Origin of the sequence: Psychrobacter sp. NPDC078929 (assembly GCF_050267985.1) — a bacterium.
GTDB lineage: Bacteria > Pseudomonadota > Gammaproteobacteria > Pseudomonadales > Moraxellaceae > Psychrobacter.
Window position 1 is genome coordinate 36,758 of the sequence record NZ_JBNNFX010000004.1, and the last position, 15,233, is coordinate 51,990.

12 protein-coding genes are annotated in these 15,233 nt (G+C 43.6%); 7 read left to right on the forward strand and 5 right to left on the reverse strand.

The features are described from left to right. Nucleotides 1–250: 250 nt before the first annotated feature. Complete coding sequence (locus ACQKCG_RS03570; RefSeq protein ID WP_057758006.1) at nt 251–454, reverse strand: CsbD family protein; 204 nt, start codon at nt 452–454, stop codon at nt 251–253. A gap of 438 nt (nt 455–892) precedes the next feature. Beyond that, nucleotides 893–2,134: an NADH:flavin oxidoreductase/NADH oxidase family protein gene (locus ACQKCG_RS03575; RefSeq protein WP_134292313.1), complete on the reverse strand. Its 1,242-nt coding sequence runs from the start codon at nt 2,132–2,134 to the stop codon at nt 893–895. 210 nt (nt 2,135–2,344) lie between these two features. On the opposite strand from ACQKCG_RS03575, the gene ACQKCG_RS03580 reads away from it, so the two are divergent. Together ACQKCG_RS03580 and ACQKCG_RS03585 are read left to right on the forward strand one after the other, a co-directional pair. Continuing rightward, on the forward strand, nt 2,345–3,043 hold the full coding sequence (locus ACQKCG_RS03580; RefSeq protein ID WP_166739224.1) for a TetR/AcrR family transcriptional regulator: 699 nt from the start codon (nt 2,345–2,347) through the stop codon (nt 3,041–3,043). A 63-nt stretch (nt 3,044–3,106) separates the two neighbouring features. Next, nucleotides 3,107–5,305 (forward strand): molybdopterin oxidoreductase family protein, encoded by a 2,199-nt coding sequence (locus ACQKCG_RS03585; RefSeq protein ID WP_134292315.1) that lies wholly within the window; start codon nt 3,107–3,109, stop codon nt 5,303–5,305. A gap of 88 nt (nt 5,306–5,393) precedes the next feature. Here the strand turns inward: ACQKCG_RS03585 and ACQKCG_RS03590 are convergent, their stop codons facing one another. Beyond that, complete coding sequence (locus ACQKCG_RS03590; protein WP_264757024.1) at nt 5,394–6,746, reverse strand: D-amino acid dehydrogenase; 1,353 nt, start codon at nt 6,744–6,746, stop codon at nt 5,394–5,396. 64 nt (nt 6,747–6,810) lie between these two features. Beyond that, nucleotides 6,811–7,563: a YgfZ/GcvT domain-containing protein gene (locus ACQKCG_RS03595; RefSeq protein ID WP_101205153.1), complete on the reverse strand. Its 753-nt coding sequence runs from the start codon at nt 7,561–7,563 to the stop codon at nt 6,811–6,813. 296 nt (nt 7,564–7,859) lie between these two features. Here ACQKCG_RS03595 and ACQKCG_RS03600 point away from each other — a divergent pair, with 296 nt between their 5' ends. From ACQKCG_RS03600 to ACQKCG_RS03610, 3 genes are all read left to right on the forward strand, one after another. Next, nucleotides 7,860–8,213: a zinc ribbon domain-containing protein YjdM gene (locus ACQKCG_RS03600; RefSeq protein ID WP_057758016.1), complete on the forward strand. Its 354-nt coding sequence runs from the start codon at nt 7,860–7,862 to the stop codon at nt 8,211–8,213. Nucleotides 8,214–8,316: 103 nt separating this feature from the next. Next, nucleotides 8,317–9,618 (forward strand): glutamate-1-semialdehyde 2,1-aminomutase, encoded by a 1,302-nt coding sequence (gene hemL / locus ACQKCG_RS03605; protein WP_102078705.1) that lies wholly within the window; start codon nt 8,317–8,319, stop codon nt 9,616–9,618. 264 nt (nt 9,619–9,882) lie between these two features. Further along, a complete protein-coding gene (locus ACQKCG_RS03610; protein ID WP_134292316.1) occupies nt 9,883–11,604 on the forward strand; it encodes an AMP-binding protein in 1,722 nt (573 codons plus the stop codon). A gap of 125 nt (nt 11,605–11,729) precedes the next feature. On the opposite strand, the gene ACQKCG_RS03615 is transcribed toward ACQKCG_RS03610, so the two are convergent. Next, on the reverse strand, nt 11,730–12,065 hold the full coding sequence (locus ACQKCG_RS03615; protein WP_201556086.1) for a DUF962 domain-containing protein: 336 nt from the start codon (nt 12,063–12,065) through the stop codon (nt 11,730–11,732). 601 nt (nt 12,066–12,666) lie between these two features. Here ACQKCG_RS03615 and ppx point away from each other — a divergent pair. Continuing rightward, nucleotides 12,667–14,232: an exopolyphosphatase gene (gene ppx, locus ACQKCG_RS03620; RefSeq protein WP_134292397.1), complete on the forward strand. Its 1,566-nt coding sequence runs from the start codon at nt 12,667–12,669 to the stop codon at nt 14,230–14,232. 177 nt (nt 14,233–14,409) lie between these two features. Continuing rightward, nucleotides 14,410–15,213, forward strand: a complete 804-nt coding sequence (locus ACQKCG_RS03625) for an acetyl-CoA carboxylase carboxyltransferase subunit alpha (protein ID WP_134292318.1) — start codon at nt 14,410–14,412, stop codon at nt 15,211–15,213. The last annotated feature ends 20 nt before the right edge of the window (nt 15,214–15,233 follow it).

Sequence of the window (15,233 nt, forward strand, 5' to 3'; positions counted from 1 at the left end):
GATGCCCAGTATCACAATATACTGAATATTTGTGCAAGGATGCATGAAAAGCAGTCGTGATAGGTAACATGGATAGTTAACAATAAAACCGCATAACAATTGATTGCTATGCGGTTTTATCGTGTCTGGAGAATGGTAATTTATTTCTCCAACAGCTTATCTGTACAGTATAAATCTGCCATAAAAAAACCGCATATATTTCTATGCGGTTTTTCGGTTTATTCAGTACAGTAGTTATGAACTAAATATATTAATATTTGTTTTCTACACGCCAGTCATCTACTTCACGCTCTGCGTCTTCTTTAGCATGACCATAGCGCTCTTGTACACGGCCTACTAGCTTGTCACGGCTACCTTCGATATGGGTAAGATCGTCGTCTGTTAGTTCAGCCCATTTTTGTTTAACTGAACCTTTCATTTGGTTCCATTCGCCTTTTAGAGTATGTTCGTTCATTGTATTATTCCTTTTATTGAACTTATTGTGTTTGATTTATTTATTAATCATTATTTTGATTCTTATTTCACGATATCGATTACTGATACTACTATTTAATTTTTATTCTAATTTGTATTGCACGAGGATAAATGATTGGTTTCAAATATCTTGTGAGACTAAATATAGGACTTTTCAATTCAGCTGTCTGTATATGCTATGTTTATAGTGTTACTTAATTATAGTGAGCGTTTACTAAGTGTTATATACAGGGCTGCTGTAGTAGTGCCACGTAAATTGCGTCTATTGTGCGTGATAATAATTTTTTCTATGAACTTGTTTTTTATATAAATATTAAGAAAATGTATTATTTATTCAAAAATACTTATGTAGATAAAAAAGCAGATACTCAAAAATAGAGTAGCTGCTTTTTTTATTGTCTTTAAAATTGATTGAAAACTATCTCGTTGGATATCTATTCAAGTAATGATGATAGCGTTTGGTGAGTTTTCTTATTCGTATACGATCAGAAATTAATGAGAAAATTGGCGAGGCAGTTGGTTTGGGATATTTTCCTTGCCCCATGCGCTGTAATTGTCGCTTGATGACGGCCATTGTAGCAACCGCACTCAAGGTTTTATCTTTCCAGCGTACCACAGGATTGTGAGCACTAAGTGTACTATCATTTTTCCAGTTATTCGGTAGAGACGGGTTCATGGCTAATGCGGTTCCCATACCAACCACATCAATCCCTTGCACCAGTACATCTTCTGCGACAGCCAATCGCCTAACGCCACCTGTCGTCATGATAGGCATGATAGCGACTTGAGCAATCTCCTTTGCGAAATCTAAAAAGTAAGCTTCTCGTTGCAACGTACGACCATCTGCTGTGCTGCCTTGCATGGCTGGGCTTTCATAGCTGCCGCCTGATAGCTCAACCAAATCTACCGCCAATTCATTCATCGCTGAAATAACCACTTTAGCATCATCTGCATCAAATCCTCCGCGCTGGAAATCGGCCGAGTTTATCTTCACAGCGACTGCAAAGGTAGGCGCAACTTGAGCACGAACGGCTTTGATTACTTCGATCAATAGTCGCATACGATTCTCAATTGAGCCGCCGTATTCATCTTTACGTTTATTGGTAAGCGGTGATAAAAATTGTGAAATTAGATAGCCGTGGGCTGCATGAATTTGCACACCATCGAAGCCAGCTTGTTCTGCTTTTAGAGCACTATCGGCGAATCGCTGTATCAGTTGCTCGATATCTTGTTGCGTCATCGCACACGGTTTGCCAAATAGATGAGAGTGCTTGCCCAAGTCGATCGCCACGTCAGAAGGTGATAGCACATCGCCGCCCATGGCAGCATATACTTGACGGCCAGGATGATTGAGCTGCATCCAAACCTGTGTATTGTTGTGCTTGGCAGCATTTACCCACGCTCTAAAAGGCGCTATCTCACTGTGTTTGTCCAATACGACACCGCCAGGCCCTGTCATAGCGCGGCCATCGACCATCACGTTTCCCGTGATTAACAGACCTGTCCCGCCTTCTGCCCAGTTTTTGTATAGACGGAGCAGAGTAGGGCCAGGGACTTGACCGACATCAGCCATGTTTTCTTCCATGGCAGCTTTCGCTAAGCGGTTGGGTAATGTAGCGCCACAAGGCAGCACTAAAGGGGAGAATACAGGTGATGTCATGATAGTGGCCTAGAAATGGTTGTTTTGTGAAGCATGAGTTCTACTATTGGTTTGGCTATAGACATATGGTTTAAATGACTATAACCTTATAGCTAAGATATTCGCTATCGGCAATTGACCATTATCATCACATTTTTTTGGCACAATAGCACCCAAGGTAAATTACTGGTGTGTCGATATAATTATCTATTGAATAGGAATACCTCTGCATTGAATGTATTAGCGCAAGATTTGACAGTCCCAGTAGAATCTAAACGTGAGCTAGCAAAAGCCAAGACTCGGCGTGCGTTATTAAAAAGTGCTTTGCGGTTGTATAGCTTGGAAGGTGCTCAGGGCATGAGCATGAATAAAGTTGCCAAAGGTGCAGGTATTGCACAGCCCAGTTTTTACAATCATTTTGAGAGTCTAGAGGCGCTACAAAATGAGCTGAGCGCCCAACTAAAAGACAATTATCTATCCCCGATGCGACTGGCATGGGTCAATATGCTCAAAGATTATGATGTGTTGAGTAAAGATCAGTTTAATCAGCAATGTCGACAATGCCTGATTATGATTTTTGATTCTGCATTTGAGAATATCGCATTGTTTCAACACTTACTCGAAGACCGTCCTAGATTTAGTGACAGTATAGAAAACCAGTCATCATTGAATAATGGACTGGGCAATCTGATTACCGAAATACAAGAAGAATGGACAGAGATATTTATTCAGGGATTGCAGTTATCCAATCGTTCTTGCGAGCGTAGTGCTGTCAATCTATGCGTCGATATGGCGGCGGCACAAGTACATGAGTTGATATTGGGCTGTCATCAACAGCGTTACTCAAGACAACAAGCGATTGCCACCTTGAGTATCAGCTTTGATGCACTGTTCGCCAATTTTTTGCACGGAAGCAATACTAGTCAGTAGTGATAATAAGCGAAAATTATCGTCATGAAATCTAGAACAAAAAACACAACAGGGAGAGTGACTATGGCCACAACTACGGCTGCACCAACGTTAGGCGAAACGCAAACGCATTTTAGAACTTGTACATTGTGCGAGGCAATGTGCGGCGTCGAAATAAAGCACGATGGCGAAAAAGTCTTGTCGATTAAAGGGGATAAAAAAGATCCTTTTTCGCAAGGCTATATTTGTCCGAAAGCCACTGCTTTGCAAGATTTGCATGAAGATCCTGACCGTTTGCGTCAGCCAGTAGAGAGAACGGCAGACGGTTGGAAATCTATTAGTTGGCCAGAAGCGTTAGATAAAGTTGCTGCAGGTATTCAATCCATACAGCAAAAGTATGGTCAAAATGCGTTGGGTGTTTATTTGGGTAATCCTAACGTACATAACATGGGCGGTATGTTGACCATCAAACAACTGCTTACCAGTTTAAAGACGCGCAGTCGTTTTTCTGCCACTTCTATCGACCAACTGCCACATCATATTATTAGCATGCATCTATTTGGTCACATGCTGCGCATTCCAGTTCCTGATGTCAATAACACACAATATATGCTTATCATCGGTGGTAATCCGCTGGCCTCCAACGGCAGTATCATGACTGCGCCCAATATGCGTCAAAAGCTAAAAGATATCAAAGCGCGCGATGGTAAGGTGGTAGTAGTAGATCCAAGACGTACCGAAACCGCCGACATCGCTAGCGAACACCACTTTATTCGTCCAGCGACGGACGTATTGCTGCTATTAGCTATGTTGAATGAAATCTATACGCAAGGCTATGCCAAGCTCGATACTAGAGTGGCGGCCTTGGCACCTGAGATCGATCGACTTGTTTTGTTTGCTGAACAATATACGCCTGAGTCAGTGGCAGACATCACGGGCATTACCGCAGCTGAAATCAAACGTATCGTTAAAGAGTTTTGTGAAGCGGAAAGCTCAGTTTGTTATGGCCGTATGGGCATCTCGGTGCAAGAGTTTGGTTTGCTCAGCCAATATTTATCTATGGTCATCAATATCGTCACGGGTCGTTTAGATGAAGTGGGTGGACTCATGTTCCCAAATCCTGCCGTAGATGTTGTGAACAGCTCAGGCCCAGGCTATTTAGGTAAACGTCATAGCCGCGTCAGCAACTTGCCAGATTTTAATGGTGAGTATCCAGTGGTTGCGATGGCAGATGAGATGTTAGTCGAAGGGGAAGGCCAGTTAAAGGGATTCGTTACGGTCGCTGGTAATCCGGTTCTGAGTACCCCAAATGGTGAAAAGTTGGATGAAGCACTATCTCAGTTAGAGTTTATGGTCTCGCTTGATTATTTTGTGACTGAGACCAGTCGCCATGCCAATATTATTCTGCCGCCTGTATCGCCATTAGAGCGCGACCATTATGACATCACCTTTAATGGCTTTGCCGTGCACAATGTCGCCAAATACTCGCCTGCTTTGTTTGATAAAACTGACGATACCAAGCATGACTGGGAGATTTATTTAGGATTAGCAGATCGCTTAGACAAAGATGCACCAGAAGCAACGCAAAAGGAACGTGCCGCGACAAAAGCCTTTGGTCCTAAGTTCTTGTTAGAGCAAGGCCTAAAGTATGGACCTCATAAGGAGGTGACATTTGAAGCATTAGTCGAAAATCCGCATGGTATCGATTTGGGTCCGTTGCATCGTATGTTGCCAGAGGCCATTAAACACGCTGATAAACAAATTCATCTTCATGTTGATTTTTATCAGTCAGATTTGGCACGTGTTAAAGAAATGGTGCAACAGTACAACAGTAATGAGATTTTGCTAATCGGTCGTCGTCATGTACGTAGCAACAACTCATGGTTGCACAATAGTCATCGATTGGTAAAAGGTAAATCTCGCTGTACATTGATGTTGCATCCGCAAACGGCAGCGCAACATGGCATTGTAGACGGTCAAGATGTCAGAGTAACCTCTCGAGTGAGTAGCGTGGTCATTGCAGCAGAAGTGACGGATGAGCTGATGCCAGGAGTGGTCAGTATTCCGCACGGCTTTGGTCACGGACGCAAAGGCGTTAAGCAAAAGATTGCGCAAGCGCATGCAGGGGTTAGCGTTAATGATTTGACTGATGAGACGTTGATTGATCAGTTGAGTGGTAATGCTGCCGTTAACGGTGTGCCTGTGCAATTAGAAGCATTGGATATGGGTGTTGATGGTTTATCGATTGCTACAGAGACTGTAGCAGAAGGCGCACTAGCATAAAATTAATGATAAGTTTGTAGAAATACAAAAAAGGCGTTCACGTAAAGTGAGCGCCTTTTTTTGCAATCTGAATACATCGCTGAGCCGATCAAACGCTCATGCCGATAAAATCAAAATCGACGTTGGGCGTTTCACCTTGGATTAGCAAACTAAGGGCCTTTGCAGAGCCGCAAGAGTGTGTCCATCCCAAGGTACCATGCCCTGTATTGAGCCATAAATTGTCAAAAGTCGCTGAAGCGTTATGACTACCATGTTTGACTTGACCGCAGTGTGCGCGACCAATCAAAGGTACGTTCGATGGGGTCATCGGGCGCAGTCCTGTCCAATATTGCACCGAGTTTGCGATAATGCCTTTCGGAAATAATTGCTGCACACGCCGAGTGATGGCTTCACAGCGGGTAGCATTTAAGTCTAGGTTATAGCCATTAAATTCTGCGGTTCCAGCAACACGTAATTTGTCACCCAGTCGTGAGGTAACCAGTTTAAATTCATCATCAATCAGACTGACAAAAGGCGCTAAGTGCGGCGCGCGTGGATTCACCGTATACGTAGCCGAATATCCCTTTGCTGGAAATATTGGTGCGTGTATCCCCAATGGTTTTAGTAGAGGTACGCTATAGCTGCCAAGCGCGACCACATGGCTATCAGCCATGAAGGTCTGCGCGTTTTCGCCTTTTGGACGGATAGTCATACTGTGTACATGCGGACGGGCAGAGTCAGCATCAGCATTGAGTGCTAAGATCTCGGTATCATATAAAAACTGTACACCAGCATCGATACAGCGCTGCGCTAAACGTTGGGTAAACAGGTGCGCATTGCCAGACTCGTCACGACTGGTATAGGTCGCTCCAGTGAGCTTATGCGCAATTGGGTAAAGCGCTGGTTCTAAGTTGACAGCATTATTGATATCAATCACATGGCGCTCACAGCCGAGCGCTTGCATGCGTTCAGTTGGTTCAATAGCCGCATCAAACTCTGCCTGATTGGTATAAAAGTGCATGATACCGCGTGTTTGCTGCTCGTAGTCGATACCAATACCCGCGCGCAGCTGTTGTAAGGTATCTCTTGAATATAGACCTAAGCGCACCATTTGCACGAGATTGGCATCGGCTCTATCGGCGCGGCACTCTTGCAAAAATTGCATGGCCCATTTGAGCTGCGCTTTATCCGCACGCAAACGATACAGTAGTGGTGCATCTTCCTTAAACAGCCACTTGAGCGCTTTCATCGGGGTCGTAGGATTGGCCCAAGGCGTGGCATGTGAGACAGATATTTGACCGCCATTGGCAAATGACGTCTGCATACCTGCTGCCGGTTCGCGCTCAATCACAGTCACATCATAGCCTGCCTGACGTAGATACCATGCGGTGGTCACGCCCACCACACCTGCTCCGAGTACCGCAATATGTGTCATAGGATTCTCTATGCTCATGTTAGTCATGACGGTAACTCTTTATTGAACTACCGTCACCTTTGCTGCGTCGTTTGCCTGATTCGATGTGCTTTTATTTTGGGCGTGCGACATCTACTTGTAGTGCAGTTGGCAAGTCCAATATGCTCAAATCGCTTTCTGCCAATTGTTCAGGACGTGCCACGACCAAAGCGGTAAAGCCATCGTCATTTTTCATCGCATTGACCACTTGGATTTTATCGATTTTGTCACCTGCGTTTGGTGTCTCACCGGTGCCTTGTACATAGTGCAAAAATGCTTTGGGTGCAGATTTAAAGTAGATGCGAGCGATGACTTCCTGACCTAAGTAGCAGCCTTTATCATAGTCCATGCCGCCGCGCTGATGTAAACGCAGCTCTTGCGGTTGAAACTCACCTTGAGTCGCGGCCACAATCCAATAATTACCAGTAGCTAGGCTGCATGCCATCCAAGCCTGCGTATCTTCGGCGGTATTATGGTCGTCTTTATGGCTAAAAGTTGGCTCATCTGCTAGCACGCAAGGATAAATCGCTGCTGGTGCACTGGTCTCGAATTTAGAAAACGCCCCGTACTTATTAAGATGCGCCTGCAAAGACTCAGCACAGTCGCTACTGATGACCACATCATAATGTTTTTCTGCTTGTTTTTTGATCCAGATACCGAACTCAATACGACCTTTTAGGTTACCGATAGCGGCAGCCTGATAGCTAAGCCCGAGCTTGGTAACGTCACAAGTTAATTGCCCTTGCAAGAATTTTTCGGCGTCCTCGCCTTGGATAGTTAACTGCGAAAACTGCGGTACAGCTGCTAGATTGGAAGACTGAGTCATTGTTATTATCCTTCTGGTGAGAGCTTTTATTAATAATATAGAGGGTAAATCGAAGTGATAAAAATTATATGGGCGCTTTTATCATTGACAGTATTTGTGCACATAAATCTAAATGAGGCTAAGAAGAGTACCACAAAAAACCCTGTCATAAAAAACGTCATCAATAAGCGATGAGTTAAGTGTTAAATTGGGCATAGAGTTTGATTTTCAAGCGTACAAATTGGTTAAAGATGGTGAGTTACGGTACAATATCAGCTCTACAATTAACCTAATGTACGATGGCTGCCGAGGAAATAATGAGCTTACCAAATTGCCCTAAATGTGATGCTGAATATACGTACGAAGATGGTGCGTTACTGGTATGTCCTATGTGTGCTCATGAATGGACGGCGGCTGAGACTGATGCAGCGCAAGCTGAAGACCAAGACGCAGTTATACGTGATGCTGTTGGCAATGAGCTACAGGACGGCGATGCCGTGACTGTAATCAAAGACTTAAAAGTCAAAGGCTCTTCAATCGTGATTAAGGTAGGAACGAAAGCGAAAAGTATTCGCCTGTTGCCAGATGCTACTGACGGTCATGATATCGACTGCAAACTTGATGGCTACGGACCAATGAAGCTTAAGTCTTCTGTGGTCAAAAAAGCTTAAATTGTAAAAACTTCTTGAAAGATTCAATAATAAACAAATATAAAATAGACGCTCAATCACAAAACATTGTCGTTATAAATGTCGCTATAAGTAGAGAATAATTATGAGTACTAAAAACGAACAGCTCTTTGCACAAGCACGTAAACATATCCCAGGTGGTGTTAACTCGCCAGTCCGCGCCTTTGCAGGAGTTGGTGGTACGCCAATCTTTATGCACCGTGCCAATGGTAGCAAAATTTATGACACCGAAGACAATGCTTATATCGATTATGTCGGTTCTTGGGGCCCAATGATTTTGGGTCATGCGCATCCAAAAGTCATCGATGCGGTGAAAAAAGCGGCTGATGATGGTCTAAGCTTTGGTACACCAACACCGTTTGAAACCACCGTTGCTGACAAGATTTGTGAAATCGTGCCTAGCGTTGAGATGGTTCGTATGACTAGCTCTGGTACAGAAGCGACCATGAGCGCGATCCGCTTAGCACGTGGTTATACTCAGCGTGACAAAATCGTGAAGTTTGAAGGCTGCTACCATGGACATTCAGACAGCCTGCTAGTAAAAGCAGGCTCTGGCATGCTAGATATTGGTGAGCCAACGTCAAAAGGTGTGCCAGCAGATTTTGCTAAGCATACTATTACGATTCCTTATAATGATCCGCAAGCGATTAAAGATTGTTTTGAGAAATGGGGTGAAGAGATTGCCTGCGTTATCTTAGAGCCTATCGCTGGCAACATGAACATGGTTATCCCGACACAAGAGTTTCATGATACGTTGCGTACAGAATGTACTGCCAATAGCGCAGTATTGATTTTTGATGAAGTCATGACAGGCTTTCGCGTTGGTCTTGGCGGCGCGCAAGCCCATTTTGGTATTGACCCAGACTTGACCTGTTTCGGTAAAATCATCGGTGCTGGCTTACCCGTTGGTGCTTTTGGTGGTAAAAAAGAAGTCATGTCTTGCATCGCGCCACTTGGCGGCGTCTATCAAGCTGGCACGTTATCAGGCAATCCACTAGCGATGCGCGCTGGTATCGCTATGTTTGAAGACTTAACGGCAGACGGTTTTTATGACGAATTAGCAGCGAAAGTTGATCACCTAGTAGACGGTTTCCAAGCAGCAGCTGACAAACATGGTATTCATCTACGTACCAATAAGCTTGGCGGCATGTTTGGCATGTTCTTTGTTAAAGACAGCGCAACTGAAACACCAGAGAATTTCGATGACGTGACAGAGTGCGATATGGACGTATTTAATACTTTCTTCCACGGTATGCTAGATCGTGGTATTTACTTGGCACCCTCAGCTTATGAAGCAGGCTTTATGTCTATCAAACATAGCGATGAAGACATTGATGCGTCAATCAAAGCAGCTGATGAGATATTTGCAGAAATGGCAAAAGCATAGTTTAGCCATGTAAGTTATTAGCTAACTAAAAAGTTAAAGTTTAAAAAACCAGCAAGGTCATCCCGTGATCTTTGCTGGTTTTTTTGTTTATCGATATCTTATTTATAATCATGTTGGGAATAATATAAAGTATTTTTGAAGATTGTTTGTATAGACATTAGCGTGACTGATGCTTATACAGTTCTTGCCTGCGCATCCGAAAAACAGACAATAAGTTATGATATTCTGAGGTAAACCCAGCCAATTAAGCAAGGATGCAAACGAATGAGTACCAGTACTTCTAGCAATACCGCGCCACTATGGCAAGCCACTTACGACCAATACGGCCTAGACAATCATTTGGATGTATTGGAAGGTAAGCACAACCTAATTGACTTACTGCAACCAAAGATCGAACAGCATAGTGAATTTCTAGCTTTTAGTATGGGTGCGGCGTCGCTCACTTTTAGGCAGCTAGATATTGCCAGTCGACGTTTTGCTACTTTTTTACAAGCGCAAGGTGTCGAGAAGGGTGATCGTATTGCGGTACAACTGCCAAATATACTGCAGTATGCCGTGGTACTGTTGGGTTGCCTACGTGCAGGTGTGGTATTGGTCAATGTTAATCCCATGTATACCCAATATGAATTGGCACATCAGCTCACTGATGCTCAAGCATGTGGTCTAATTGTGCTAGATGGTATGAGCACTGCTTATGAGCAATTAGATGACACAGTCAAAGCGCAGTTAAAATGGGTGGTCAGATGTTCCATTGATCCTAGCATTGCTGATAACGACATTGCCTTGCTCAGTCAGATTGGCTCAGAACAACCTGCGGACACAGATGAACAAACACATGCTTCCTCCGAATCATCAAATGAGTCATCACAGCACAACATAATGTTTGCCTATATTATGCAAGCCTATGATGCAAAAGCGTTTAAAGCCGTTACGATTGAACGTGAAGATTTGGCCCTACTGCAATATACAGGTGGTACGACTGGCAAGCCAAAAGGCGCTATGCTCACTCATTATAATGTCATGGCAAATGTCTGCCAGTGCTACGCGATGTTTGGTAAAACGATTGAAGCCAATCGTAGCGAGCAGATTAAAATACTTAATCCCTTACCGCTTTATCATATTTTTTCGTTTACGGTCTGCGGCTTGCTAGGTCTTTATGGCGGCTGGGAAGATATATTGGTCACTAATCCACGTGATATCGATGGTTTAGTGAATACCATTGAACAGCACGGACCTCATATTATCCCTTCAGTGAATACATTATTCATTGGCATGCTGCATCATCCAAAATTCGCTAGTCTAGATTTTAGTCGTTTAGCCTTATCTATCGGTGGCGGCACAGCGATTATTAAAGCGGTCTCTGATCAATGGCAGCAAGTGACAGGTATGATTATTAGCGAAGGCTATGGAATGTCTGAGACGGCGCCTGTTATTTCTTTCAATCCGTCTGGCATTACAGAGTTCAATGGCAGCGTTGGACTGCCGCTTGCTTTGACAGATATCCATATCATTGATGAGAATGGGAATACGTGCCCAACAGGTACAAAGGGTGAGGTCTGTATCAAAGGGCCTCAGGTCATGCGCGGTTATTGGCAGCGAGACAATGCAGATACTTTTACCCCAAATGGCTACTTTAGATCAGGTGATATTGGCGTTATGAATGATGAGGGGTTTTTGACACTCGTCGACCGTAAAAAGGACATGATATTGGTGTCAGGGTTTAACGTATATCCCAATGAAGTAGAGGCTTCATTGACTGAACATCCTAAGGTGCTAGAAGTCGCTGTAATCGGGGTAGCAGACGACTATAGCGGAGAAGTACCAAAAGCATTTGTGGTCAAAAAAGATGCGAATCTCACCGTAGAAGAGCTACAAGACTTTGCGAGCAAGCGTTTAACTGGTTATAAGCGTCCACAGTCCTATGAGTTTATCGATGAGCTACCTAAGACTGCTGTTGGCAAAATATTACGCAAATCCTTACGATAAAAAATGTGTCATTTCGCTTATGAAAACAAGATGACATCAACGAAGCTATCAATATAATTAAAAACTGGGCTGCTAAAAATAGTAGCCCAGTTTTTTTGTCATTTAATTTATATAATGACTAAACTTTATCGTGCTTTATCAAACTTACGATCTCTCAAGCTCAGATTGCCTCGTAGCACATCGCTATACATACGAAAGTCGCTAACAAAGCTTTTCAATGGAAACTTAAAAGAAGCGGGTTTGTTCTTTTCAAAGAAAAAGTGTCCAACCCATGCACAGGCATATCCGGCGGCAATGCCCTTTACCAAAGGTTTGGTTGAGCCAGTTTTGACAGACTTTGCCAGTCCTAATAAGCCAAAGCTACTACCTGCAAAATGTAGGCGACGACAGGCGATATTTTGATGCTCATCTAAATAAAAATCATAAAATGCCTGTTTGGGCGAGTTTTCAGTTTTTACCATGTCTTTTTTAGCGCTACTGATAGGGGTCTCAGTATTTTGGGTAGCGTCTTTTGTGGTGGTCTGATTCATGTGGCTAGCTTCCTTGCTGGTGAGGTTGATAATTACTAATTGCGGATGATTTTTAACCGATTAACTGGTGACTTTTGAAGTAAGTGATACGGATAAAAATTCTGTAAATAACGGTTTTTTATCATGATATTGATAGCTTTCAATGTAGCAAACCGATATGAGTAACACAAGCGCTAGATGCTGAGCCGATACCTGTCAGCTCATAGGGTGGTCTCCGATGTTCCCACTACATTTTTGCATCGCTTGCGAGTGTTTGGCATAAATGCTTTGGTGGTGTATCAAAAAGTATGCTGATTAAAATTCGAACAATTTTTGAAGCCTTTAAAGCCCTATAGAATCAGGGAACTTAGCATAGATTTCTTATTGACTTTTATCGCTAGCATACTTTTTGATACACCACCAATGCTTTAATGATAAAATTGCCCTGATTTTTGTGGTTATGACTTTTTTCTATACATGTGATTTTATAACTATATAGCACGTGATTTTGGTAAACTATCCACTCTCTACTAACACGGTGACGACTTGTCCTATGCCTATTGACTACCTTACGAATCCGCCAATTGGCGATGATGAAATGATGGCAGCCATCGATATTGGCTCCAACAGTTTCCATTTAGCTATTGCTCGTCTTGACCATGGGGAAGTGCGAAAAGTAGTCTCGATGTCTGAAAAGGTACAGCTCGCCGCCGGTCTGGACGAAAATAATATTCTAAGCGCAGCTGCTGAACAGCGTGGTCTTGATTGTTTAAGCCGCTTTGTGGCGCGCTTGGATTCAGTACCGCCAGAGCGTATACGTGTGGTGGCGACCAATGCGTTGCGTCAAGCCAAAAACGCCAACGACTTTATTTCCCGTGCTAATAAAATCCTGCCAAAACCTATTGAGATTATCGCGGGCCGCGAAGAGGCGCGATTGATTTATTTGGGCGTCTCGCATACCAACGAGAGTAGTGATAAACGCTTGGTTATGGATATTGGCGGCGGTTCGACAGAGTTTATTATTGGTCAAAATTTCGATCCATTACTGACTGAAAGCTTACAAATGGGCTGTGTTTCTTTTACCCAAAAATTCTTCGCTGACGGCCTGATTACTAAAGAAGCTTTTAATAGTGCGATTTCAGGTGCACGTAAAGAAGTCTTAGCGATTAATGGTCGCTATCAAAAGACAGGCTGGAGTAGCGTGGTTGGCTCAAGCGGTACAATCAAAGCGGTGCGTAATGTCCTAGTATCAAAAGGTTGGGCCGATGAGCAAGAACGCATTACCTATAAAGGTGTCAAAAAATTAGAGAAATTGCTGATTAAGATTGGCAATATTGATGATATCGAGTTAGAAGGTGTCAAAGACCATCGTAAAGCGGTATTCCCTGCTGGTGTGGCAGTGCTGCGTGCGGTGATGAAAGTGTTGGGCGTTGAGACCATTACCTACTCAGATGGTGCCTTGCGTGAAGGCGTGATGTACGACATGCTTGGCCGCTTTGCTAGCGAAGATGTGCGTGATCGCAGTGTGTTGGCGTTAATCAAGCGTTATTCAGGGGACAAAAAGCAAGCCAAACAAGTGGTAAAAACCAGCCGCCATTTATTTGAGCAAGTAAAAGACAAGCTTGCGCTGTCCAATGATGATTGCGACTTGCTCAGACGTGCTGCTTTCTTGCATGAGATAGGACTGGCAATCAGTCACAGTAGCTATCACAAGCATAGCGCGTATTTGCTTGAATACTCTGATATTCCAGGATTTTCGCAAGTCGATCAAAAACGCATGGCGCAGCTGATGCTGAACCATCGCCGCAAGCTCAAAGCCGATATGCTAGAGCAGACTTGTCAGATTGGTGGCGATCAGCTGGTTTATCTCTGTTTACTGTTACGCCTCGCCGTACTGGCACATCATAGCCGCAGTGATTATGCGCTACCAGAGCTAGAACTAAAGGTAGTCGCTGAAAACAGTTGGCAAATTACCTTGGCGGATAGCAGTGAACATTATGCTTTCTTGCTCGCAGATTTGCGTACTGAGATTGACCAGTTTGCTAAGTGGGGCGTACAGCTTAGTGTGATTGAAGCCCAAGAGGCCGAGACTCCAGAGGTTGAGCAGTTACCATTGTAAGTATTGAGTTAAAGATTAACGTAACAAAAGCGGCGTTGTCGATAATGTCATGCTATTTAAGATGTGCTACTATAGCTCCTATTGAGTTTACAACTGTACTTTCATTATCTGAACACGGATAACGATATTATTCTTAAACATAAATACATTAAGTATAATTATTAAAGGGAAGCGTCTATGAGCACTGTCTGGGATAGTGTGCAGCTTGCACGACACGCCAAGCGTCCATTATTTATGGACTATGTTAATCAGCTGTTTACCGAATTTGATGAGTTGCATGGCGACCGTGCTTTTGCCGATGACAAAGCCATACTTGGTGGTCTTGCGCGTTTTGACGGTCAGCCTGTGATGGTAATCGGTCAGCATCGTGGTCGCAGTACTCGCGAGCGTATTGCTCATAACTTCGGTATGGCCAATCCTGAAGGTTATCGCAAAGTGATTCGTTTGGTCAAAATGGCTGAGCGCTTTAATATCCCTGTGATGACCTTTGTCGATACCCAAGGCGCGTATCCTGGTATCGGTGCAGAAGAGCGCGGACAAGCACAAGCGATTGCAGAAAGCATCGCTGTGTTCTCTAGTCTGAAAGTGCCTGTGATTGTGACTATCATTGGTGAAGGTGGCTCAGGCGGAGCATTAGCGATTGGCGTTGGTGACAAAGTAAACATGCTACAAAACAGTATTTACTCAGTGATTTCGCCAGAAGGCTGTGCTTCTATCCTTTGGAAAACCGCTGAAAAAGCACAAGATGCTAGTGAAGCATTGAAATTAAATGCAATCAACCTTTACCAAATGGGTTTGATTGACGCTGTTATCGAAGAGGGCGAAGGCGCACATGTGCAGCCACAACCTGTAATGAATGCCTTAAAAGCATTGATTACTGAGCAGCTTGATGAGATTAAAGATTTAGATCCTGAAGAGCGTTGTGAGCTACGTTATGAAAAGCTAAAGTCTTTTAACTCAGAGGTAATGTTGCCTGCTTAATTGGTTGTTATGGCTCTATT